Below are 20,882 nucleotides of genomic sequence, written 5' to 3'. Positions count from 1 at the left end.
CCGGGCGAGGCGTCGCGCCGACGGCACTACCGAGTTCAGCCCGTGAAGGCGGTGTTGAACTGGCCGCAGGTGGTGTCCATGGTGGTCGCGAGGCCGAGCACGCCGACCGGGACGTTGTTCTCGGCCACCGTCTGCGGGCTGCATTCCTGGTAGGGGCGGTAGAGGTTGTTCACCTGAAGCCCCCCGTCGGAGGTGTCGGCGGCGGCTGCGGTGCCGGCGCCGACGGCGGACAGGCCGCCCGCCGCCACTGCTGCTGCGATCACGACCTGCTGAAACTTGCGCATGGAACACCTCGTTCGTTGCTCGTACGTCACAGCCGATTGCCTAGCGTGACTGACCGAATACTAGCAGTAGTCACAGCAGGCGCCGCGCGCAACAGGCGTGTTCCTGAGGGGGATACACCCGGCACCTGATCCGGGTTGACGCCAACTGCCCGCCTCGGCAACGGGTTGCCGACGGGCGACGGGCCAACACGGTTGAAGCAGAAGCGCAGTCGCGTCAGGTGAACACCGGCTCCGCGACCCGCAAGCGACCGTGTGAGGGCACCGAGACGATCACATCCCGCAGTCCTTCGGCGTACCGCCGCACGTTCTTGCAGGCGACCTCCGTGTCCGGGTAGCGACAGGCGAACCACAAGCCCTCGTGCAACCGGTTGACCCAGGCGCACACCTGGTCGCCGTACGACACCCGGATCAGCCCGTACGCCCTCTGCTCCGCCCAACGGGCCGAGCCGGGGATGAGGCGGGCATCCACGTACGAGACCATCGAGTACATGTCGGGTGACGTCGGGCGGAAGTCCGTACCGAGCAGACGCAGGACACGGGCCAGCGGGATGCGCGCCAGCGACCGGTTGGCCCGCAACTCGGCGCGGACCGCGACGAGCGCTTCGTCGAAGTCCCGGGCCGCGGGCACCTCGATCGGAGCCCCGCCGACATACCAACCCACGGAATCCGACCACGCGGACTTCAGCCGGGTGTGGAAGGGCACGACCGTGCGGTAGACCGACTGTCCGCCGAGTTGGTGGACGATGAGACTGGTCGCCGCCAGGATGCCCACCAGACTGCCGCCGTAGGGACGGCAGTACTCCTCGAACGCGGCGGCGGCGCTCGCGTCGACGAGCGGCTCGCACAGCAGCTTCTGGGCGGGCAGAACCCCACCTGGCCGCACACCGAGGTCGACGGGGAACTCCGGGAGCCTTCCGTCGCACCGGCCCACGAACTCCCGCCAGCGCGCGACGATGGCGTGGGTGTCGTCGATCCCGTCCGCGTTCGCCCGTTCCTGCTCGCAGAAGTCGACGTAACTTCCCACAGGCGCACCGGCGATGGGCCGTCCCTTGACGCCGGCCAGGTACAGCTCGCTGATCTCCTCCGGGATGCGCTGCAGGGAGTAGGCGTCGACATTGGTGTGGTCGAAGGCCATGTACACACTGACGGAGTCCTCGCGAACGACCGCCGCGTACATGAGGTTCGGCCAACCCAGTGCGTCCGCCGCGATGTCGAACCGGCCCTGGAGGTAACTGACCAGCGCCTCCGGGTCGGTGAAGTCACCGACCACCTCGCGTTGCAGCGACACGTCGCTCGCGTCGAGCGTGAAGCGCTGCATGTCGTCCCCGGCCCACCGGAAACCGCTGCGCAGCGTCTCGTGCCGCAGCGTCCAGTCCCGCAGAGCCCCTTCCAGCGCGGGGAGGTCCACGGGGCCCGGCAGGTCGAAGGCCGCTCCGATCCACGTCGGTACGAACAGACCGTCCTCGCGCACCGACCGCGCCGTCCTGACGTGCGACTCCTGGATGTACGCCGGCGGCCGTGGATCCGGTGGCAGCACCGCCGCAGCCGCGACGGTCGCCGCACTGACCGTCCACTCGACGAGCTGTCCCGGCCGGACCTCGCAGCGCTGCATGTCAGAAATTCGCACGGTGGTGTCTCCTTCGCAGAAGACACCAGCTTGATCAAGGGGCCGCCGTGTGGCAGCAGTGGCCGTCGTGTCGCCGACATTTCAGCAACACGTGTGACGCCTCGAACGACGAAGCGATCCACGGGAGATGGCACGCTCGGCTCAACGGCCGTAGCCAGGACGGGTTTCGTGACGGCCCGGTTGAGCACGAGTGTCGCACAACAGGCCCGGGCGGCAAGCGGGTTGACCACGGGTCGGCGCACCGAGGGCGCAAGAAGGCGGGGCCACCGAACAGTTCGGTGGCCCCGCCCTCCTGTCGATGTCAGCCCTCGCCGTTCTGGGACAGGACCGAGACGTCCTCCAGCAGGTGCGCCAGCGCGCCGTCGCGCTTGACGTTCGAGGAGTTCTCGGTGCACTGCTGCTGCATGTGGTCGGACAGGATCGGAACGTCCTGGATCGCGCCACCGATGGCCCCGTTGGCCGAGGCCGGAATGTCGTTCAGGGCGACGCACGGCTTGTTGAAAGAGCCCTGGATGAGAGCGATCTGCGGGCTCATCTTCCCGTACGTGGTCGAATTGCCGAAGGACTGCCATCCCGCGTTGCCGTTCGTGACGCTCGGGCCTTGGTCGTTCCCCACCGCCAGTGCCTGCGGTACCGCGGCAGCGGAGGCGCCCAAGGCGGAAGCGGCGACAGCTGCAGTGGCGACAAACTTCTTGATCACTGGCCAACCCTTTCTGAGGAAACGTCTGCGCGGGAGCGCTCTGGTTCAACTGTGTCGGCGCAGCATGGTTTCTCGCGTTCACTCCGTCGGCCCATACCGAGGGCGCCCGGCGAGCCTCTTCGGCCCTGGTGGTCAGGGCACCGGCATTTCATGCGGGCCAACCGGGTGAATCCCCGCAACCAATTCACGGGGGTCCGGTTGATGAGGCCGTAGGACATGCGTCGCTACGACGAAAGGAACGCGAAGTGCTCAAGAAGGCAATGGTTGCCGCGGCGGCTGCCGCTTCTGTCATCGGAATGTCGGTGGCGGCCGCGCCCCAGGCGCTTGCCATCGGCGACGATAAGGGGCCGACCGTGGCCAACGGCAACGGCGCCTCGTCGAAATTCGGCAACTCGGTGACCAAGGGCGACATGAGCCCGCAGCTCTCGCTGGTGCAGGGCACGCTCAACAAGCCCTGCCTGGGCGTCCAGGACACCGACGTCGCCGTCGACGGGTTCATCGGCGGCACCATCCAGGACATCCCGGTTCTCTCGGACCACCTGCAGCAGCAGTGCAGCGACAACTCCTCGAACGTCAAGCGTGACGGCGCGCTCTCGCACGTCCTGGAGGACGTGTCGCTCCTGTCGGCCAACAGCGAGAAGTAAGCCGCCGCGCAGGGTGAGGGCGTCGGCGGCCGTGTAGCTCTCTCGGCGGTACGGCGGCGGTATTGTGCGGCCCATCCGAGTGAATGTCGGAGTGTCGCGCGTTCATTTTTCCTTCTTCGGTCAATTTTCTCGTGTGCAGGCTGCTGGTCATGGTGCGAGCCGTACGGCTGTGCTCGCGCGGTTTCGGCCGTCAATGAGGCATGACCGCAGAGAAGGGAAAGTTCATGAAGAAGACCGCTGCTGTCGTTGCGGGCGTGATCATGGCTCTGGGCGCGGCCACTCCGGCTTTCGCTGACGCGGAGGCCGAGGGTGTCGCCGTCGGGTCCCCAGGATTTCTGTCCGGCAACGTGGTCCAGGTTCCCATTCACGCGGCCATCAATGTGTGTGGCAACTCCGTGAACATTGTCGGGATCTTGAACCCGGCGTTCGGCAACGTGTGCGTGAACGGCTGACAACGTTCCGTACCAGCCGTACAGCTGCGTCATGGCCGGCCTTGGACATCGTCGTCCGTTCCAAGGTCGGCTTTCCCATTTCTTCAAGCAGGAAGACGATCAAGAGTGCGACAGACCCTGAGCAGGGGAATGTTCGCGGCCGCTGCCGCGACGAGCGTTCTGTCCCTGTGCGGTAGTCCCGCCCTGGCCGATTCGCAGGCGAACGGGTCCGCCGTGGACTCGCCGGGTGTGGTGTCCGGCAACGACGTGCAGGTGCCGGTCGACGTGCCGTTGAACCTGTGCGGCAACACGGTCGACGTGATCGCCGCACTCGACCCGGCCTTCGGCAACGACTGCGCGACGCGGGACGAGGGCGGTGCGCACGACTCCGCGGACGGCTCGGGTCATGACCACGACGAGGACGCGGACGGCGGGACCGAGGGTTCGCCCGGCGCCGGCTCCGGCAACGACGTGGGGGCTCCGGTCGAGGTGCCGGTGAACGTGTGCGGCGACAGCGCCGACCTGGCCGCCGTCCTCGCCCCCGCCTTCGGCAACGCCTGCACCGAGGACACCCCGGACGGATACGGCGACACCCCTGCGACGACTCCTCCGTCCACCCCGCCGCCCGGGGGGAAGAGCACGCCTCCCCCCGCCGACAGCGGCCACACGCCCCCGCACACCGGAAGCGAACAGCCCGCTCTGGCCGAGACCGGCAGCGCGGCCCTGCTGGGCACCTCGGCCGCGAGCGCCGCACTGATCGCGGCCGGAGCCGTCCTGTACCGGCGAAGCCGAGCAGCGTCCCGTCGATGACACGCGGAGATGCCGGCCGCGGACGCCCGGCATCCTCCCCGTGGACGCCGGGCAACCCGGCCAGGATCCATGTCAGGGACGCACGGCGGGCGCCGGCCCGCGCTGCCCCCGGCCGCTGGGCGCCGGGATGGTTCCGCCGGGTGTGCCCGTGCGCAGGCGACGCCGCACTCCGCCCACGAGTGTGCTCGCCGTGAAGGTCGCGCCGTGCACGAAGCGCATGGCCGGGCCGAAGCCGGACGCCGTCACCAGGCCCGCGAGGAACAGTCCTGGACAAGAGGACTCGAAGTCCCGCCCGACCTGCGGCGCGCCGTCGGCCACCGTCACCAGGGAGCCGCGCAGTTCGTCGGAGAGCAGCCGCAGCCGCTCTCCGGTCGCCCTGAAGCCCGTGGCGGCGATGACATGCTCCGTCTCAAGGGAACGCAGGACCCGCCCCGACCCCGACGGTTGCGATCCGCCCCCGCCGCTCACCACATCCAGCCGTACCCCGCCGTGCACCGGACGGGCCGCCGCCACCTCGTGGCCGAGCCGCACCTCGACGACCGGTTCGATCCGGTCACGCAGCCACCAGGCTCCGGCCGGCCCCAGCGCCGTGGTGCAGATCCGCGTCCGACTCGCCTCGGGAAGCCGGTAGAAGAGGCCGGGGCGTTCGGAGTAGAACCAGTTGCGCCAGCCGGGGCCGAGGCCGCTGTGAGGGGCGCGTGCCCGCTGCCACCAGGGGCGTTGCCAGGGCGGCGGCACGTCGTTCCACTGCAGCTCGTCGGCGCGCGCCAGGACGCGTACGCGTGTGCCCTGCTCGGCGAGGAGGGCCGCCGTCTCCAGGGCCGCCTGGCCACCTCCGATCACGGTGACATCCCGGTCGCGGAAGCGGACGAGATCGTCGTGATGGCTGCTGTGCGACACCAGGGAGGCGGGGAGCGCGCGCAGGGCGGCCGGCAGCTCCACGAAGGGCATCACGCCGACCGCCAGCGCGACCGTGCGGGCGTGCAGGGTCTCGCCGTCCTCGGTGACCGCCTCGAAGCCGCCCGGGCACGGGGCGATCCGCGTGATCGTGCGCTCGTCCACCTCCGGTACCGCGTTACGGGCGAACCACTGGCCGTACGCGGCGAACATCTCCACCGGGATCGGCTCCCCGTGCTCGGCTGCCACGCCCTGGCCCGCGCAGTACGCGTCCAGCCGCAGACGGCCCGCCGGGTCCGACAGGTTGGACGCCCACGGCTCGGACTTGAGGAACATCCCGCGCGGCATGTGGTCGCGCCACGAGGCCATCGGGCGGCCGAACACCCGCAGCCGCAGTCCGGCGGCCGCGGCATGGGACGCGATGGACAGACCGTACGGGCCCGCGCCCACCACCAGGAGGTCGTACATCAGCAGCTGCTCACTTTCTTCTCGTCCGACAGCTCGTCAGGGAGCCCGTTCGCAAGGGCGGGGGACCGGTAGGGCGTGGCGGGGGAGGGCGGCGGCACGGACACGGTGGCCCCGACCAGGCGTCCGGTTCCGACTCCGCCCGGCCGTCGCAGTCGCTCCCGAACGCGGCGCGACACATGGCGTGCCCACAGCCCCCGCATCACCCGGCCCGGCTCCCGGTCGTCCTCCGCGTGCCAGGCCAGTTCCCGTCCGTCGGGCGCGGGGCGCAGCAGGGTGAACGGGGAGTAGTTCTCCACCACGAAGGCGCGCCCCGGCAGGGGCGAACCCTCCGGCAGCGGACGGTGCGTCAGGTCCAGGTGCAGGGCCCGTACGACGTCCAGGTCCGCGCTGTCGGCGAAGAGCCGGAACTGGGCACCGGGGCGCGGGTTGAAGTCGAGGAGGTGGTAGGCGCCGGTCGCGCCGCAGCGGCGGAAGTCGAGATCGAGGATTCCGCGGTAGCCCAGTGCGCCGGTGAGCCGCTCGGCGAGCGCCTGCACATCCGGGTTCGGCCGCCAGCGACCCACCGCCGTCAGGCCCGCCGCGCGCGGCCAGGACCGTTCCTTCACACCGGGGCCGCCACCGATCACCGCGCCCGAGCGGGCGGCGTAACCGTGGAAGAACCAGTCGCGGTCCGGGCCCGGCGGCAGGAACGCCTGCAGCAGCAGCCGGCTGCCCGCTTCCTCGGTGCGCAGGTACAACTCGTGCGCCTCCTGCGGGCTGCGCACCACGACGGTGCTGCGCAGCCCGCCCGTCGTCGGCAGCAGCCAGGGGCGGCTCCACTTCGCCACCACCGGAAGGCCCAGCCGCCAGGCCGCTGCGGCGGCCTCGCCGGCGCTGGTCGGGACCACCGTCTCCGGATGCGGGATGCCCGCTGCCGCGCACACCGCGGCCAGTTCTGCCTTGTCGGCCACCCGCTCGGGCAGCGCCGGGGGTTGCTGCGGCAGGAGGTAGGAGGGGGCCAGCTCCTCACGCAGCCGCCCGACCGCGACCGCGCTCGCGTCGTCCATCGGGATCAGGACGGCGGGCCCGGCGATCCGGGCGGCCACCTGACGCAGTACGACAGCGATGTCAGCCGGGGACGCGCCGGGCGGCGGCGGGGGGTGCAACTGCCGTACGAAACGGGACGCGCGGACCGGACTTCCCGCGCAGTCGGCGACCAGGTGCACCTCCAGACCCGCCCGGCCGAGTGAGCGCACGGCACCCAGCGTTCCGTGGTGAAAGGGATTGGGGTCGATCCGCAGCAGTACTGCGGGGACCCGGACATCGAACGGCGACACGGCATCGTCCTTTGGTTGTTTCACTCGTGCGGGCGATCGGAGCACACGAAAGCCGTAAGCACGGTGGCGGAATTCATATTGATATGACTGAGTGTCAGGTAAGGGAAAGGCCTGAGGGCGAGGCGAAGAGAGCGAAAGCGAAAGTCCGAGCGTGGAGAGAGGAGCAGGCATGGCCCCACAGCATCGACGGACCCGGTCCGGGCGGTTGGCCGTCGTCGCGGCGTCGGTCGTCGCGACGACGGCACTGGCGTCCGGTCCGGGATTCGCGGCGGGTGCGGGGGTGGCGCGGATCGCCGATCCTCCCGCTCCGGCACCCGCCGTCACACCGGTCCCCGTGATCCCGGCCCTGCCCGAGCAGCCGAAGGTGACCCCTCCGCCCCTGCCGGCCCCGCAGCGGCCCGGAAAGCATGCCCCCGCGTTCGGCGCCTATCTCGACTACGGCCCCAGCGGCGTGGCCCGCATGCTCGACCTCAGCCGCTGGCTGGGCGGTGCCGAACTGCGCGTCGGGCACACCTATCTGCCCGGAGACCGCTGGAGCAACATCGAGGGCGCCCCCGGCTTCCTCGACGCCTGGGCGCGCTGGCGCACCGGGCGGGACGACAGGATGTTCGTCCTCAACGTCCCCATGCTGGAGCGCAACGAGGAGAACGTCTCCGACCCCGAGGTGCGGCAGCTGCTGCGCCAGGGCGCGGCCGGCCGGTTCGACCATCACTTCCGCGCCCTGGCCGAACGGCTGGTGCGGCTGAAGGTGCCGGACACGGTGATCGTGCTCGGCTGGGAGATGAACGGCACCACCTACACCCATCGCTGCGGGCCCGATCCGGAGGCATGGAAGACGTACTGGAACAGGATCGTCACGACCATGCGTGCGGTGCCGGGCCAGAAGTTCCGGTTCGACTTCGCGCCGTCCCGGGGGCGGGACGCCGTGCCCTGGACGCGGTGTTATCCGGGGGACGACTCGGTCGACATCGTTGGCATGGATTCCTACGACCAGCCGTCCGGGGTGACATTCGACGAACAGGTGAATGAGCCCTACGGACTTCAGGCGCAGGTCGATTTCGCCAAGGCCCACGGAAAGCCCGTCTCCTATCCGGAATGGGGACTGTTCCGCAACGGGGACAACGCCGAGTACATGCGGCGCATGCTCGCCTGGATGAACGAGCACAAGCCGCTCTACAACACGCTGACCGACTACTGCCCGCACGGTGTGTGGCAGTGCCCGGACAACCCGAGGGCGGCGGAGATCTACCGGTCCCTCCTCTCCGGCACCATCCCCGACCCCGTCACGGAGCCGGCCGAGCCCACGGACCCGGTCACGGAGCCCGTCGAGCCCACCGCCCCCGTCACGGAGCCGGTCGAGCCCACCGTCCCCGCCAACCCGACGAGTCCGCCCAAGTGCACGCCGGTGGATCTGGGCGACTGGGTCGAGTACTGGCTCGGCGGGAAGCTGTGCCTGCGCTTCGACTGGTTGTCGCGCAACCGGTAGCGCGGTGGGCCGGTGGCGGCGGACTCCCTCAGGACCCGCCGCCATCGGGGCGCTCCTTCCGCTCCGTCCGGCCCTGCCAGTGGAGCAGCAGTTCCTTGCCCCGCCGCCGCGCGGCCACGTCGCACTCGACCGCCGCCAGCAGCGGGGCCGTGCGCCGCCGGGCCAGCAGCAGCCGCTGGTTGACGACCTCCTTGGGCCGCCAGTGGTGCTTGTACGGCTCGTTGCCGCGCAGCAGGCTCAGCGTGCCGTGGCCGCCTTCCTGGGTGCGCCGGCTGCACGCGTCGAGCAGCATCACCGCCACGTCCGCCTTCCGTTCCCGCAGGCACGGGTGGGCGCCGTACAGGTAGCCGCCCGCGAGCCGCCGCGACAGCAGGGTCAGGTCCACGGCCACCACGTCGTCGTCGAGGCGGAACTCGGTGACCACCGCGTCCCCGGAGCGCACCATCGGCGCGACCGAGCGCACCAGGTGGTCACGGAACCGCGGTCGCAGATGCTCGGGCGTCACCCCTCGGCCCTCCCACTGGAGCGTGTGCAGCTCGATGAGCCGCCGCAGCGCCTTGTCCACCTCGTCCGGTGTCACGGTGTGCCGCTGGATCCCGAGCGCGCTCAGCTTGCGCAGCTTGGCGCGGACCCGCTGCTGGGCCTTGGCCGTGGGCAGGCGCGTGATCAGTTCGTCCATGGACACGGCGGGCAGTTCCAGGCACACCGAGTCGTCCACCCGGCGTCGGGGCCCGCTCCAGTGGCCGTAGATCCGCTCGGCGGCGCCGCCCGGGCGGACCTCGCGCAGGTCGATCAGGGCGGTGCGAGCGGCCGCGGACAGGCCCCCGGCGAGCGCGGTGACCGCCTCCGAACCGCGCTCGTCGTCCAGCAGCACGTCCCCGTAGTCGGAGATGGACCCGCCGAGCGGCACGAGGGACGGCACCGGGCGGTCCACGCGCATCAGCGGCGCGGCGGCGGCCAGGTCGGCACCGTCGCGCACCAGCACCAGCCGCAGCCGGCCGCGTCTGCCGTACGACAGCCACCAGGAGTGCAGCCAGGCGTGACTCTGGAAGGGGGTGGCGGACCCGCACCGGCGGTACAGGTCACCCCACTCCGCGGCCAGTTCGGCGAAGCCCTGTTCTGTGGTGACGAGTTCCGCCCGGTACGTCACAGCTGCCCGTGGGTGTCGGCGGCCAGGGCCGGACCCGGTACGGACGCGGGGCGCCCGGACGCGTCCCCGGACCGCCTGGGCCGGGCCAGCAGCACCAGCCCGCCGAGCAGCCCGCCCGCGCTCGCGCCCACCAGACCGAGCAGGGCCGGAGAGGCCGAGGACGGCTCGCTGGGCTTGGTGGCGCGGGCGAACTGCTGAAGCTCGACACGGGTGGCGCCCTTGGTGTCGTTCGCGTGCCGGGTCAGCGCGCGGGAGACGGCGTTGGCCATGTCGGCGGCGAGGTCGGGGCGGGTGGAGGTGGCCGTGACGGCGACCATCGGGGCGTCCGGCGAGGTCTGAGTCCGCACGCTCGACTTCAGCGTCGTCACCGGCACCCCGGCCCACACCTGAGCGTCCCCGAGCACCGCGAGCTGCGTGGCGACCCGGCCGTAGGCCTGCGCGAAGCCGGTCGCGGTCGCCGGGTCGGACTTCGCGGTCGGGACGGCGACGACGTAGGAGGTGGCGGTGTACTCGGGCGGCTCGACGACTCCGTACGCCCCGCCGAGCAGCCCGCCGACGAGGGTTCCGGCCGCGAGCAGGGTCCAGGGCGGCAGGGTCCTGACGCGGGCCAGGCCGGTGGCGGGGTGGCTTGGTCCGGTGGGGTTCTCGGTCATGAGGAAGGGACTCCCTGGGGTGATGGAGACGTGGAAGGAGCGGCCACCGCGGCCGCGTAGACGTTCAACAGGCGATCGGCGCTGCGGGTGATGCTGTAGCGGTCGGCGGCCTCGGGCGCGGTGCGCGGGCCGGGGCCCATGGCCCGGGTGGCGGTGACGGCCCGCGCGAAGGCGTCGGGGCCGCCCCGGACCAGGCGCGCGGCCGCCGCGGTCTGCGGTGGCAGGTCCTCGAGCGCCGGACAGGACGAGTAGAGGACGGGCAGCCCGGACGCCAGCGCCTCCACCATCGCCAGACCGAAGGTCTCCTCCGGGCAGGGGGAGGCCAGCAGGTCCATCGCCGAGGTGAGGGAGGGCAGGTCGGGGCCGGGGGTGCCGTCCGGGACGCAGGGGCGTTCGCCGGTGAACAGCACGCGGTCCGTGACCCCGGCGTCCTGCGCGGTCCGCCGCAGAGCGTGCTCCTCCGGCCCGCCGCCGACCAGCAACAGCCAGTGGTCGGCGGGCAGTCGGGCCAGAGCGCGGATCAGGACGTCGAAGCGTTTGGCGGCCGTGAGCCGGCCGACGCCGCCGATGAGATACGCCGTCTCGGGCAGGCCGAGCCGCTGCCGGGTGCGCAGACGACGGTCCGGGTCGAAGCGGAAGCGCTCCAGGTCGACGCCGTTGGGGACGACCTCGATCCGGGGAGCGGGAACACCCCAGCGCCTCAGCCGTTCGGCGACGGCGGGGGAGACGGCCACCGTGGTCCGGCCCAGGCGCTCGCTGGCCAGGTAGAGCCCACGTACCCCCGCCGTCAGCGGGCGGCCCTCCATCTGCGAGTCACCCAGGGAGTGCTCGGTGGCGACGATCGCCCGGACGCCCGCCAGCCGCGCGGCGAGCCGCCCGTAGACGCAGGCCCGGTAGAGGTGGGTGTGCACGAGGTCGTAGCCGCCCGCGCGGATCAGCCGGACCAGCCGGGGCAGCGCGCCCAGGTCCCGGTTGCCGGCCATCCCCAGGTGGGTCACCCGCACCCCGTCGGCGGCCAGCCCGTCGGCGACCGCGCCCGGGTTGGTGAGCGTGACGACCTCGCAGTCGACCGGCAGGTGCCGCAGCAGGAGCCGGAGCTGCTGCTCGGCACCACCGACGCCGAGGCCCGTGATGACATGCAGAGCGCGCACGTCAGACCCCCTCGACAGGGCGTCGGCGCAGGCGGTGCAGCCGGTACTTCAGAGACAGGCGTACGGCGTTGTCGCCCTGCCCGATGTACAGCCGGGGCAGTGCGTACGGGCCGTTCAGCGCACCGGGGTCGATCGCGCAGGCGTACGAGTATCCGGCGTCGCGGACGGCGTCCACGGCACGCTGGTCGATCGTGCCGTACGGGTAGCAGAAGCCGTTGACGGGAGAGCCCGTCAACTGCTCCAGCGCGGCCCGGCTCTCGACGACCTCGGCCTTCACCAGGGCGTCGTCCGCCTTGGTCAGGTCGACGTGGGTCAGCCCGTGCGAGCCGATCTCCACGCCCTCGGCCGCGGCCTGCCGGATGCCGTCCGCGGTGAGCAGCGGCTTGCGCGGGCCCAGCCGGTCCCAGGCGTTGTCCCCGCCGAGCCGGCCCGGCAGCGCGAAGAGCGTGGCGCCGAAGCCGTACCGGCGCAGCACCGGCAGGGCATGGTCGACGAAGTCGGCGTAACCGTCGTCGAAGGTGAGCCCGACCAGCTTGCGGCCCTCGCCGCGGGCGCGGGCGGCCAGCAGGTCGGCCACGGAGACCCCGGTGAGGCCGCGTCCGCGCAGCCAGCGCAGCTGCCGGTCCAGCCGCTCGGGCGTGACCGTGACGCGGTAGGGGTCGTCCGAGTCGTCGCCCACGGAGTGGTACATAGCCACCCAGGGCACCGGCCCTCTGAGAGGGGTGCTGTCAGCGGAAACGGGCATACGAGAGCCTTTGGGTGACGGTGCGTACGGAACGCAGTGCGGAAGCGACGCCCTGGACGTTCAGGGCCCTGGCGAACAGGACGAAGACGGCGACCACGGTCATGGAACCCGCGGCCAGACCCGGTACCGCCGAGCCGAACAGGCTCGCCGTGAACGCGCCGGCGACGGCTGCGACGACCGCCGCGCACAGCGTCCTGCCGAGCCCGACGAGAACCCGCCGGGTACGGATCGGGACGTTGCGCGGGCCCATGCCGGCGAGCAGCACCATGGCCGTGACGGTGATGCCGATGGCGTTCGCGGCGGCGATCCCGGCCACTCCCCACGGGCCCACCGTCCAGGAGCCGACCCCGGCGGTGGTGACGATGCCGAGGGCCATTGCGCCGAGTGGGTACCAGGTGGAGCGGCCCGCCGAGAAGTGCGACCGGACCAGGCACCCGACCAGGGTCTGCCCGAGCAGCCCGAGTGCGTACACGCGCATGACCCCCGCGGTCGCCGCCGTGTCCGCCGCGGTGAACTCACCGCGCTGGAAGAGGAGTTCGACCATCTGCGGGGCGCAGGCGATCACCGTGGCCGCGCCGAGCAGCACCAGACACGCGGCCAGCGCCAGGTCCCGCTCCACGCGGTCCCGGGCCCGCTCCGTGTCGCCGTCGGCCAGCGCCCGCGCCACCACCGGGAAGGTGACCGTGCACAGCATCAGCGACAGCGTCATCGGGATCTGGGCCACCTTCTGCGCGTAGTTGAGGTGCGAGATGGCGCCGGCCGGGAGGGCGGAGGCGAGAAAGCGTTCGATGAGGATCTGGGACTGTCGGCACAGGGCGAACAGGAGGACGGTGGCGACCATCGTCAGCGTCATGCTCTGTCCGGGCCCCTCGGCGGATGCGACCCGGGGCGCCGCCCGGCGCCGCGACTGCCGCCAGACGGACGGCAGTTGGATCGCCACCATCAGGCCACCGCCCACCGCGACCCCGACGGCAGCCGAGCGCACGCCCCACTGACTGCCGAGCACGAACATCGCGGTGATGATGCCGGTGTTGTAGGCCACGTAGATGGCGGCCGGCGCGAGGAAGGTCCGGTGTGCCCTGAGGGCGGCGCTGCAGTACCCGGCGAGCCCGAAGCCCAGCACGCTCAGCGCCGTCAGCCGGGTGCAGTCGACGGCGAGGCCGGGGTCGGGCAGCCCCGGTGCCAGGGCCTCGACCAGGTAGGGGGCGGCGCCGATGACCATCGCGGACACGCCGACGAAGGCCAGCGACAGCCAGGGGAGCGTGGCGGCCACCAGCGAGCGGACCGGGTCGCCGGGAGCGCCCTGCGCACGGCGGGCCAGCGCCAGGCTGAACGCCGGGATCAGTGCGAAGGACAGCCCGTCCTCGATGAACAGGGTGGAGGCGAACTCGGGCACGGTCCAGGCCACCAGGAAGGCGTCCGTCTCGCTCCCGGCACCGAACAGCCGGGCCAGCGCCTGGTCACGGACCAGGCCGAGCAGGGCTCCCACGATGGAGAGGGCGGCCGTGACCAGGGTGGCCTTGGCGAGGAACCCCCCGGAGACGGGGGCGAGTTCGCTCGCGTCGGCGGTGCGGGCGGAGGGAACCGCCACCGGGGTGTCGTTGTCGGCGGGCGCTTCGGGCCGGGATGGGGTCACCTTCACCGCACCGTGCCCCGTGCCGTCGTCTCGCCGCTTCCGGCCAGCGCCCACCATGCCGCCAGCCCGAAGCACACCGCCGTCAGCACCGTCGAGGGGCCGCCGATGTCGGCGTACAGGAAGTCGGTCAGCTGCCAGATCAACAGGCCGCAGGCGACGAGTGCGCAGTCGAGCCCCGGGCCGTCCCGCCGTACCCGCGACAGCCCGCGCAGCCCGCACACCAACAGGCCCAGCCAACAGCCCGCGAGCGCGAGCAGACCGAGCAGGCCCTGTTCGGCGAGGACGAGGAGGTACATGTTGTGCGGGGACAGCAGCGGCTGCTTGCGGAAGTCGGCGCCCGCGCCCTCGGTGTCGCTGCCCGCGGACAGCGCGAGGGAGGCGTGTGTGTCCCGGTGCTCGGGGAAGCCCTTCAACCCGACGCCGGTGAGCGGATGTTCGCGCCACATGCCGGCCGCCGCCGCCCACAGCGTGTAGCGGTCGGTGACGGACTGGTCGGGCGCGTCGGTGACCCGGGTGACGCTGCCGATCCGTTCCTGGAGCTGCGCCGAGCCCAGTCCGAACCCGCCCACCAGGATCACTCCCGTCGCGGCCACCACCGCGGTCACCGCCAGCGCCCGCCGCAGCCCGGCCAGCACCAGCTGTGCCCCGCACGTCGCGGCCGTCGCGATCCACGCACCGCGGCTGAAGGACAGCGCGAGCGGCAGCAGCAGCGCGACCGCGCAGCCGGCCGCGACCGCCCGCTGCCGTACGGACGTCCGGCCCAGGGCCAGCCCCACCGAGCACACCAGCCCGAAGGAGACGACGGTCGCCATCCCCATCACATCACTCGCCCCGAAGGTACCGACGGCCCGGATGTCCTGGCCCTGGTACGAGGCGCCGGTCCCCGTCATGTACTGATGCGTGCCGATCGCGCCCTGCCACACGGCGAGTCCCACGAACGCCCAGGCCAGCAGCCGGAAGTCACCCCGGTCGCGGATCAGCAGCAGGACAGCGGCCGGGACCAGCACGAACACCTGCAGATAGCGGCCCATGCCGCTGATCCCCGCTCCCGGCGAGGCCGCCCCCGCCGCGGCGAGCGCGAGCCCGGCCACGGGCAGGCCCAGCAGCACGGCCGCCGTACGGGACAGGGGGCGCCGCCGGTCCCGTACGAGACGGATCGCGCAGTACACGACGACGAGCGCGGAGGCCGCGTCGGCCGGTCCCGCGCCGCCCTCGTCGCCCGGGGTGAGCGGCAGCGCGAGCAGGGCGACGACGGCGAGAGCGGGCAGGACGGGGGGCCACTGCCGGACGCGGGGCAGGGTCAGGGCGTGGGTCATGTGCTCAGCTCCCCGTCGGGCGCACGAGCGCGGCCGCGGTGCGCAGCAGGATGCAGACGTCCTGCCACAGCGACCAGTTGTCGATGTAGGCGTTGTCGAAGCGGGCCCGGTCCTCGATGGAGGTGTCCCCGCGCAGACCGTGGATCTGGGAGAGACCGGTGATGCCGGTCTGCATGCGGTGGCGGGCCGCGTAACCCGGGTGGGCCTGGCTGAACTTGGCGACGAAGTACGGGCGTTCGGGACGCGGTCCGACCAGGCTCATGTCGCCCCACAGGACGTTCCACAGCTGGAGCAGCTCGTCCAGTGAGGTGCGGCGCAGGAAGCGGCAGAACCACGGCATGCGGTGTTCGTTCGCCACACTCCAGCGGGTCGCCGCCTCGTGCTCGTCGACCGGTCTGTGGGTGCGGAACTTCAGCAGGGTGAAGGGCCGGCCGTCCTTGCCGATGCGCTCCTGCCGGAACACCACACCGGGTCCTCCGGTCAGCCGCAGCGCCACCGCGCACACCAGCAGCAGCGGGCTGACCATCAGCAGCAGCGACCCGGAGACGGCCACGTCCAGTGCCCGCTTGCCGAGGCCACCGCGCCGCCGCGAGCCCATGTCCAGCCGACGACAGGAGAACCCGGCGAGCTGGTCCTTCGAGGCGTACGACGGTGAGTCCGGCTCCACCTCCCACACCGCGCAGCCCGACTCGGCGAGCGCCCGCAGCAGCGGGGCCTGGGCGGAGCGTGCGGAGGGATGGACCACCAGGACGTCGCGCACGCCGTTCTGGATGAGGGCCCGCTCGACCTCCTCGCCGGTCGTCAGCACCGGCAACTGACCGCCGCCGTCCGGCTGTTCGGCCACGATGCCCACCGGCCGCACCCCGCATCGCGGATGCCGCAGCACGGCGGCGGCCACCCGCTGCGCGGTCCCGGCCGGGCCGACGACCAGCGCGGCCCGCGGCCGGGCGCACCGCAGCACGCGCCGCCGCCAGTGCACGGTGCCCCGGGCCACGCAGGCCGTCGCCGACTGGAGCACGAAGCCCGTGGCGAGGGTGCGGGCGGACAGGGCGTGGTGGGGCGCGTAGGCGGCGACGAGCGCCGCGACCGCCAGCCAGGCGATCGCGATCCGGCCGCACACGGTGGGCAGTTCGTCGAGGATCCCCGGCACCGGCCGGGTCGGGTGCCGGCGCAGCAGCATCGACGCGGTCACCAGCAGCGCCACAAGGAGCACTTGGTGCTCGGCGCCGGCGAGTGTCACGGCGCCCAGCAGGGCGGCGAGGCTGTCCGCGGCGAGCAGCGGGGCCGGGGAGGCGGGGCGGGCCGGGGGTCTACGGGCCGGGAAACGGAAACCGGGTGCGGTGCCGCGCGACGGTTTGACGAACAGGGGCGCGAAACCGGGATCCCGTGGCTGGGCACCGGGCGAGGGGACGGTACTTTCCGCGGTCACGAGTGGATGAACTCCCTGTACTCGGTGGGCACGGCGCATACGGCGGCCGGGCCGCCGAGCACGTCGCGGTACACGGCCGCCACCGCTTCGGCGGTGAGCCGTACGTCGTGCGTGGACAGGACGTGGCGGCGCCCCTGATGGCCGAGCGCCTCGCGCAGCAACGGATCGAGCAGCAGCGTGATGACCGCCTCGGCGAGCGGCGTCGGATCACCCGGCGGCACCAGGCAGCGGGGGACGAGGGCGGGTGGCAGGCTCTCCCGGGCACCGTCCACGTCCGTCAGCACCACGGGGCGGCCGCAGGACATCGCCTCCAGCGGGGCGAGCGCCATGCCCTCCCAGAGCGAGGGCAGCACGACCAGGTCGGCGGCCTGATACCAGGGCGCGGTGTCGGTGACGGCCCCGGCGAACAGCACGGACCGCGGTGCGCGGGAGCGCAGCCGTTCCTGGTCGGGCCCGTCACCGACGAGCACGAGCCGGGCGTCCGGAACCCGCCGCGACACGCTGTCCCAGGCATCCAGCAGGACGTCCTGCCCCTTCTGCCGGCACAGCCGCCCCACGCACACCACGAGAGGCGCCGCCGGATCGACACCGGGAAGGACATCGGACCGTACGGTGTCGACGGGGGCGGGGTGGAAGCGGTCGGGCCGGATGCCGTTGGGGACGACCGTCCACCGCCCGCCGATCCCGGCGCGCACGCCGGTCGCGCGCTCCGCCGCGCTCACACACACCACCCGGGATGCCCAACGCGCCCCCCACCGCTCCCATCTCAGCGCGAGCGCCGCCGTCATCCCGCCGACCGCCTCGAACGACCAGGCATGCGGCTGGAACACGGTCGGGATCCGCCCCCGCACCGCGAGCCGGCCGACCAGGCCGGCCTTGGCGCTGTGTGCGTGCACCAGGTCGGGGCGCACGTCCTCGAGCACCTGACCGAGCCGCCGTACCTCCCGCACCAGGGCCGGACCCGGTGAGCGGGTGGCGTGCCAGTGCCGCACGTCGGCGCCCAGCCCGCGCACGGCGGGGGCGAGGGGGCCGTCAGGGCAGGCGACCGTGACATGCAGACCGGCCGCGAGCTGGGCTCGGGCCAGGTCCGTCACCACACGGGCGACCCCGCCGTCCACGGGCTGGGTCAGGTGCAGAACCCGCGGCCGGGGGTCGGGGACTGACTGGTGCATGCGCGTTTCCTCGCTCACGGACGGCGCTCGGGACGGGAGGGAAGGCGCCTACGCGCGGGCAGCAGCAGCGACGAAGAGCACGCCGGCCCTGGCCGCGTCGCGCTGGGAAACGAGCCGGCAGGCCGACTGGTCACCACCGGACCGCGGCGCCTTGCCGAGTTCGAAAAGACCGGACCGGTCGACGCCGGACGCGTCGAGGTCGTTGTCCGCCGCGCGGACGGTGCCCCGGACGCGGACGGGAGCGGCCGGCACCCCGAGGGCGTTACCGCCGACCCTCGCAACGTGGCACAGCGGGACCCGGGAAATACGCATGACCGGCATTGCCCTTTCGGCAGGTGGCGTGACGAATGCGATGTGCTGGCCGCATGGGTGCGTCAAGAGCTTCGCACCCTATCCGGTATGCGCATTTAGTCCGTGAAACCCGACATGTGTGTCGGACTGGTGAGGCACGTTCGTTCGTGAGATCACCCCATTGGCCGCACAACCCGCGCGGGCGTCACGCGTTGACACAGCACCGGGCATCCCCGCCCGGTCTGTGTCAATCCCCAAGGAGTACCTCCCCATGTCGCGTATCGCGAAGGGCCTGGCCCTGACCACCGTTGCGGCCGCCGCCGTTGCGGGCACCGCGGGCATCGCCGCCGCCGACAGCGGCGCGCAGGGCGTTGCCGCCCACTCCCCGGGCGTGCTGTCGGGCAACGTCATCCAGGTCCCGATCCACATCCCGATCAACGTCTGCGGCAACACGGTCAACGGCATCGCCGCGCTGAACCCCGCGTTCGGCAACGAGTGCGAGAACGACTGACCTCGGCTAGCCGCCTCCGCCGGCCGCACTCCCGTGGACCTCTCCACGGAGTGCGGCCGGTCCGCGTTTCCCCGGATGGGGGGTGACCTGCGAAGCGGGCGGTCCATGTCTTGGCATGCCCTTACCAGGGGTGATGTCCGAGGGGCGCGGCCGGAGCGGTGTCAGGGGGTGATCGTTTGGGTTGCAGGGCGTGGTGGTCGCTTCCACGGTGAGCTCAGGATCCGAGCACATCGAAAGGAACCCCATGCGTGGTCTGCCCGCACGGCGTATCGCCTCCTGCGCGCTCTGCGCCGCACTGCTCGTCGCGGTCGCCGGTCCCACCGCGGCGGCGGCCGAGAGGGACTCGGCCGCCGACCGCGTCGAGGCGGCGGCCCATGCGCCGGTACCCGTCCCCGACGCGGACGTGCTCCGCCCCCAGGTCGAGGCCCTGGCCGGACTGGGCGGCGTGCTCACCCCGGTCACCGATCTGCTGAACACCGTGCTCAAGGCCGACGACGGCCAGCTCTCCGCCGAGCAGGCGGCCAAGCTCGGGGACGCCGTCAAGAGCGCCTTCGCGAAGATCACCGGGGAGGTGGCTTCGGCGGCCGCCGTCACCCCGCCGGACACGGGTATGAGCACGACTCCGAGTACGGCGGCTCCGAGTACGGCGGCTCCGGGCACGGCGGCTCCGAGTACGGCTCCGAGTACGTCGACTCCGAGTACGTCGACGGGCGGCACGACGACGCCGAGTTCCTCCCTGCAGCTCACGCTCATCCAGAACCGCGACGACGCCGAGGCGCGGTCCGGCAAGGCGTCGGCCGACCTGCTGGACGACGTGATCGACGCTCTGGGGAAGGCAGTCGACGCCCTGCTCGCCGCGGTCACCTCCGGAGAGGCCACCCAGGTCGAGTCCACCCTCCCCGCCGTGATCAGCGCCCTGGTCGACACCGTCGCCGCCACCATGGTCGGCACCGAACTGCCCGCTCCCGACCTGGCGGGCCTGTCCTTGCTGCCGAGCAGTTCGCCGCCCGCCGGCTCGCTCGCCCCGGCATTTTCATGAAAGCCCAATATCCGCGTACGGAGTTTCCGCTCCGCCCGGGGCTCGTTGGGCACGGTGTCGGACTTCCCCGCCCGATGACATGGATTGCCGAAGAGAGGAACACGATGAAGTCCCTGAAGGCTGCTGCTGTTGTTGCCGGTTCCCTGGTTCTCGCCGGTGCCGCCGCACCCGCGTTCGCTCAGGACACCGCCGATCTCACGCCGACCAGCCTCAACGGCGCCGTCAACTCGCTCACCAAGGGCCCCCTCGACGTGCGGCCGCTGCAGCACCAGTCGGACGCGCTGAACACGGAGAACAAGAAGTCGGTGCTCCACACCGCCAAGAAGGCGACCGCCAAGGCGAACTCCAGGCGCGGACTCCTCGGTGGACTTCCCGTGGGCAAGTGACGTCATCCTCCACGCCGGGGCCGATTCCCCAGCGGCGGTCGCCGCCCGGGATCGGCCCTTCGTGCTGTTCGAGCCGGACAGCACGGCGCCGCGGCGCCTCCCTCGTTCGGATGGAGACGGCATCAGCGCTCCCCCGGCCGAGTGAGAAACGGCCACCCCACGTCCGGCCGCGTGGATACGGTCGCGCGGTGACCACAACCTCCGGCGAAGCCCGCTTTCTGCGCACCGCCGATCTCGGAACTCTCGCGATGACGGCCTGGAGCGGCGAGGCTCCCGACGGCCACGACATGCCCTTCCTTCTCGCGTATTCCCGCGGGGACGCCCCCGACGGCACCGAGGCCGCGACGGCCGCCGTCGAGAGACTGCTGAACGAGAACGGCCTGACCGTCGGCGGTGACCTCGTCGACGGGAACGTCAGGCCGAGCCTGCCGATCACCATGCTCGTGGTGGCCGGGCACGCCGTCGTCACCATGCCGCGGCTGAACGTCCGGTGCCAGGTAGGGCCGCAATGGCTCGCGGCGGTCGCCGAGCGCGGCTACGCCTACTTCGTGTTCACCACCCGCCCCTGGCCCAGGGCCGAGGGCCGGGCCGCCGTCACCTGGGACGAACTGGCCGCGTTCGCGAGTGCCGACGAGACGCTGAAGGCCGCCGCCCACATCGTCCTGCCGGCGCGCAGCCTGCGCTCCTGACACGGCGGGCCGAGAGCCGGTCGGGGGCGGCCCGAGAGCCCGTCGGGATCG

At 72.1% G+C, this 20,882-nt stretch carries 22 protein-coding genes; 8 read left to right on the top strand and 14 right to left on the bottom strand.

The genetic code is table 11. The features are described 5' to 3' along the window. Positions 1 to 35 precede the first annotated feature (35 nt). The 3 genes from ABZT93_RS04975 to ABZT93_RS04965 form a co-directional block, all read right to left on the bottom strand. Positions 36 to 284, bottom strand: coding sequence for a hypothetical protein (locus ABZT93_RS04975; protein WP_356099013.1), 249 nt, complete (start codon positions 282 to 284; stop codon positions 36 to 38). Positions 285 to 498: 214 nt separating this feature from the next. Next, positions 499 to 1,911 carry a condensation domain-containing protein gene (locus tag ABZT93_RS04970; protein WP_356099010.1) on the bottom strand — a complete coding sequence of 471 codons (1,413 nt, stop codon included), beginning with the start codon at positions 1,909 to 1,911 and terminating at the stop codon, positions 499 to 501. A gap of 301 nt (positions 1,912 to 2,212) precedes the next feature. Further along, on the bottom strand, positions 2,213 to 2,611 hold the full coding sequence (locus ABZT93_RS04965; RefSeq protein WP_356099007.1) for a rodlin: 399 nt from the start codon (positions 2,609 to 2,611) through the stop codon (positions 2,213 to 2,215). Positions 2,612 to 2,856: 245 nt separating this feature from the next. Here ABZT93_RS04965 and ABZT93_RS04960 point away from each other — a divergent pair, with 245 nt between their 5' ends. From ABZT93_RS04960 to ABZT93_RS04950, 3 genes are all read left to right on the top strand, one after another. Continuing rightward, positions 2,857 to 3,255, top strand: a complete 399-nt coding sequence (locus tag ABZT93_RS04960; protein ID WP_356099004.1) for a rodlin — start codon at positions 2,857 to 2,859, stop codon at positions 3,253 to 3,255. A 200-nt stretch (positions 3,256 to 3,455) separates the two neighbouring features. Beyond that, on the top strand, positions 3,456 to 3,707 hold the full coding sequence (locus tag ABZT93_RS04955; protein ID WP_356099001.1) for a chaplin: 252 nt from the start codon (positions 3,456 to 3,458) through the stop codon (positions 3,705 to 3,707). Between the two features lie 105 nt (positions 3,708 to 3,812). After that, on the top strand, positions 3,813 to 4,496 hold the full coding sequence (locus ABZT93_RS04950; protein ID WP_356098998.1) for a chaplin: 684 nt from the start codon (positions 3,813 to 3,815) through the stop codon (positions 4,494 to 4,496). A 72-nt stretch (positions 4,497 to 4,568) separates the two neighbouring features. On the opposite strand, the gene ABZT93_RS04945 is transcribed toward ABZT93_RS04950, so the two are convergent. Continuing rightward, positions 4,569 to 5,861, bottom strand: coding sequence for an NAD(P)-binding domain-containing protein (locus ABZT93_RS04945; RefSeq protein WP_356098994.1), 1,293 nt, complete (start codon positions 5,859 to 5,861; stop codon positions 4,569 to 4,571). Beyond that, entirely contained in the window at positions 5,861 to 7,177 is a 1,317-nt protein-coding gene (locus ABZT93_RS04940) for an ATP-grasp domain-containing protein (RefSeq protein WP_356098991.1), read from the bottom strand. Before ABZT93_RS04940 ends, ABZT93_RS04945 begins: the two co-directional genes overlap by 1 nt. A 169-nt stretch (positions 7,178 to 7,346) precedes the next feature. Here ABZT93_RS04940 and ABZT93_RS04935 point away from each other — a divergent pair, with 169 nt between their 5' ends. After that, entirely contained in the window at positions 7,347 to 8,663 is a 1,317-nt protein-coding gene (locus ABZT93_RS04935) for a glycosyl hydrolase (protein WP_356098987.1), read from the top strand. A 28-nt stretch (positions 8,664 to 8,691) separates the two neighbouring features. On the opposite strand, the gene ABZT93_RS04930 is transcribed toward ABZT93_RS04935, so the two are convergent. Genes ABZT93_RS04930 through ABZT93_RS04890 form a run of 9 tightly spaced genes read right to left on the bottom strand, consistent with a single transcriptional unit; the run spans position 8,692 to position 18,227 of the window. After that, positions 8,692 to 9,813: a GNAT family N-acetyltransferase gene (locus tag ABZT93_RS04930; protein ID WP_356098984.1), complete on the bottom strand. Its 1,122-nt coding sequence runs from the start codon at positions 9,811 to 9,813 to the stop codon at positions 8,692 to 8,694. Next, positions 9,810 to 10,466, bottom strand: a complete 657-nt coding sequence (locus tag ABZT93_RS04925; protein ID WP_356098981.1) for a lipopolysaccharide biosynthesis protein — start codon at positions 10,464 to 10,466, stop codon at positions 9,810 to 9,812. Before ABZT93_RS04925 ends, ABZT93_RS04930 begins: the two co-directional genes overlap by 4 nt. Next, a complete protein-coding gene (locus tag ABZT93_RS04920) occupies positions 10,463 to 11,617 on the bottom strand; it encodes a glycosyltransferase (RefSeq protein ID WP_356098978.1) in 1,155 nt (384 codons plus the stop codon). The genes ABZT93_RS04925 and ABZT93_RS04920 overlap by 4 nt, the downstream gene beginning before the upstream one ends. Before the next feature lies 1 nt (position 11,618). Further along, complete coding sequence (locus ABZT93_RS04915; RefSeq protein ID WP_356099788.1) at positions 11,619 to 12,308, bottom strand: polysaccharide deacetylase family protein; 690 nt, start codon at positions 12,306 to 12,308, stop codon at positions 11,619 to 11,621. A 37-nt stretch (positions 12,309 to 12,345) separates the two neighbouring features. Then, entirely contained in the window at positions 12,346 to 14,004 is a 1,659-nt protein-coding gene (locus tag ABZT93_RS04910; protein ID WP_356098976.1) for a lipid II flippase MurJ, read from the bottom strand. Next, the gene (locus ABZT93_RS04905; protein ID WP_356098973.1) at positions 14,001 to 15,314 is read right to left on the bottom strand and encodes an O-antigen ligase family protein; all 1,314 of its coding nucleotides are present in this window, start codon (positions 15,312 to 15,314) and stop codon (positions 14,001 to 14,003) included. The genes ABZT93_RS04910 and ABZT93_RS04905 overlap by 4 nt, the downstream gene beginning before the upstream one ends. 4 nt (positions 15,315 to 15,318) lie before the next feature. Then, positions 15,319 to 16,743, bottom strand: a complete 1,425-nt coding sequence (locus ABZT93_RS04900) for an exopolysaccharide biosynthesis polyprenyl glycosylphosphotransferase (protein ID WP_356098970.1) — start codon at positions 16,741 to 16,743, stop codon at positions 15,319 to 15,321. Further along, complete coding sequence (locus ABZT93_RS04895; protein ID WP_356098966.1) at positions 16,740 to 17,915, bottom strand: glycosyltransferase; 1,176 nt, start codon at positions 17,913 to 17,915, stop codon at positions 16,740 to 16,742. Before ABZT93_RS04895 ends, ABZT93_RS04900 begins: the two co-directional genes overlap by 4 nt. A 48-nt stretch (positions 17,916 to 17,963) precedes the next feature. Next, on the bottom strand, positions 17,964 to 18,227 hold the full coding sequence (locus ABZT93_RS04890; RefSeq protein ID WP_356099814.1) for a hypothetical protein: 264 nt from the start codon (positions 18,225 to 18,227) through the stop codon (positions 17,964 to 17,966). Between the two features lie 250 nt (positions 18,228 to 18,477). Here ABZT93_RS04890 and ABZT93_RS04885 point away from each other — a divergent pair, with 250 nt between their 5' ends. The 4 genes from ABZT93_RS04885 to ABZT93_RS04870 all read left to right on the top strand — a co-directional run bounded on the left by ABZT93_RS04885 (position 18,478) and on the right by ABZT93_RS04870 (position 20,831). Then, on the top strand, positions 18,478 to 18,717 hold the full coding sequence (locus tag ABZT93_RS04885) for a chaplin (RefSeq protein WP_356098963.1): 240 nt from the start codon (positions 18,478 to 18,480) through the stop codon (positions 18,715 to 18,717). Between the two features lie 244 nt (positions 18,718 to 18,961). Then, positions 18,962 to 19,756 (top strand): hypothetical protein, encoded by a 795-nt coding sequence (locus ABZT93_RS04880; protein ID WP_356098960.1) that lies wholly within the window; start codon positions 18,962 to 18,964, stop codon positions 19,754 to 19,756. Positions 19,757 to 19,860: 104 nt separating this feature from the next. Beyond that, entirely contained in the window at positions 19,861 to 20,142 is a 282-nt protein-coding gene (locus ABZT93_RS04875) for a hypothetical protein (RefSeq protein ID WP_356017378.1), read from the top strand. Between the two features lie 188 nt (positions 20,143 to 20,330). Next, positions 20,331 to 20,831 carry a DUF5949 family protein gene (locus ABZT93_RS04870; RefSeq protein ID WP_356098957.1) on the top strand — a complete coding sequence of 167 codons (501 nt, stop codon included), beginning with the start codon at positions 20,331 to 20,333 and terminating at the stop codon, positions 20,829 to 20,831. Positions 20,832 to 20,882 lie beyond the last annotated feature (51 nt).

It is taken from the genome of Streptomyces sp. NPDC005303, assembly GCF_040607335.1.
In the GTDB taxonomy this organism is placed as follows: Bacteria; Actinomycetota; Actinomycetes; order Streptomycetales; family Streptomycetaceae; genus Streptomyces.
The sequence above is the reverse complement of the archived record's forward strand: the minus strand, read 5'-3'. Positions and strand labels throughout refer to the sequence as shown.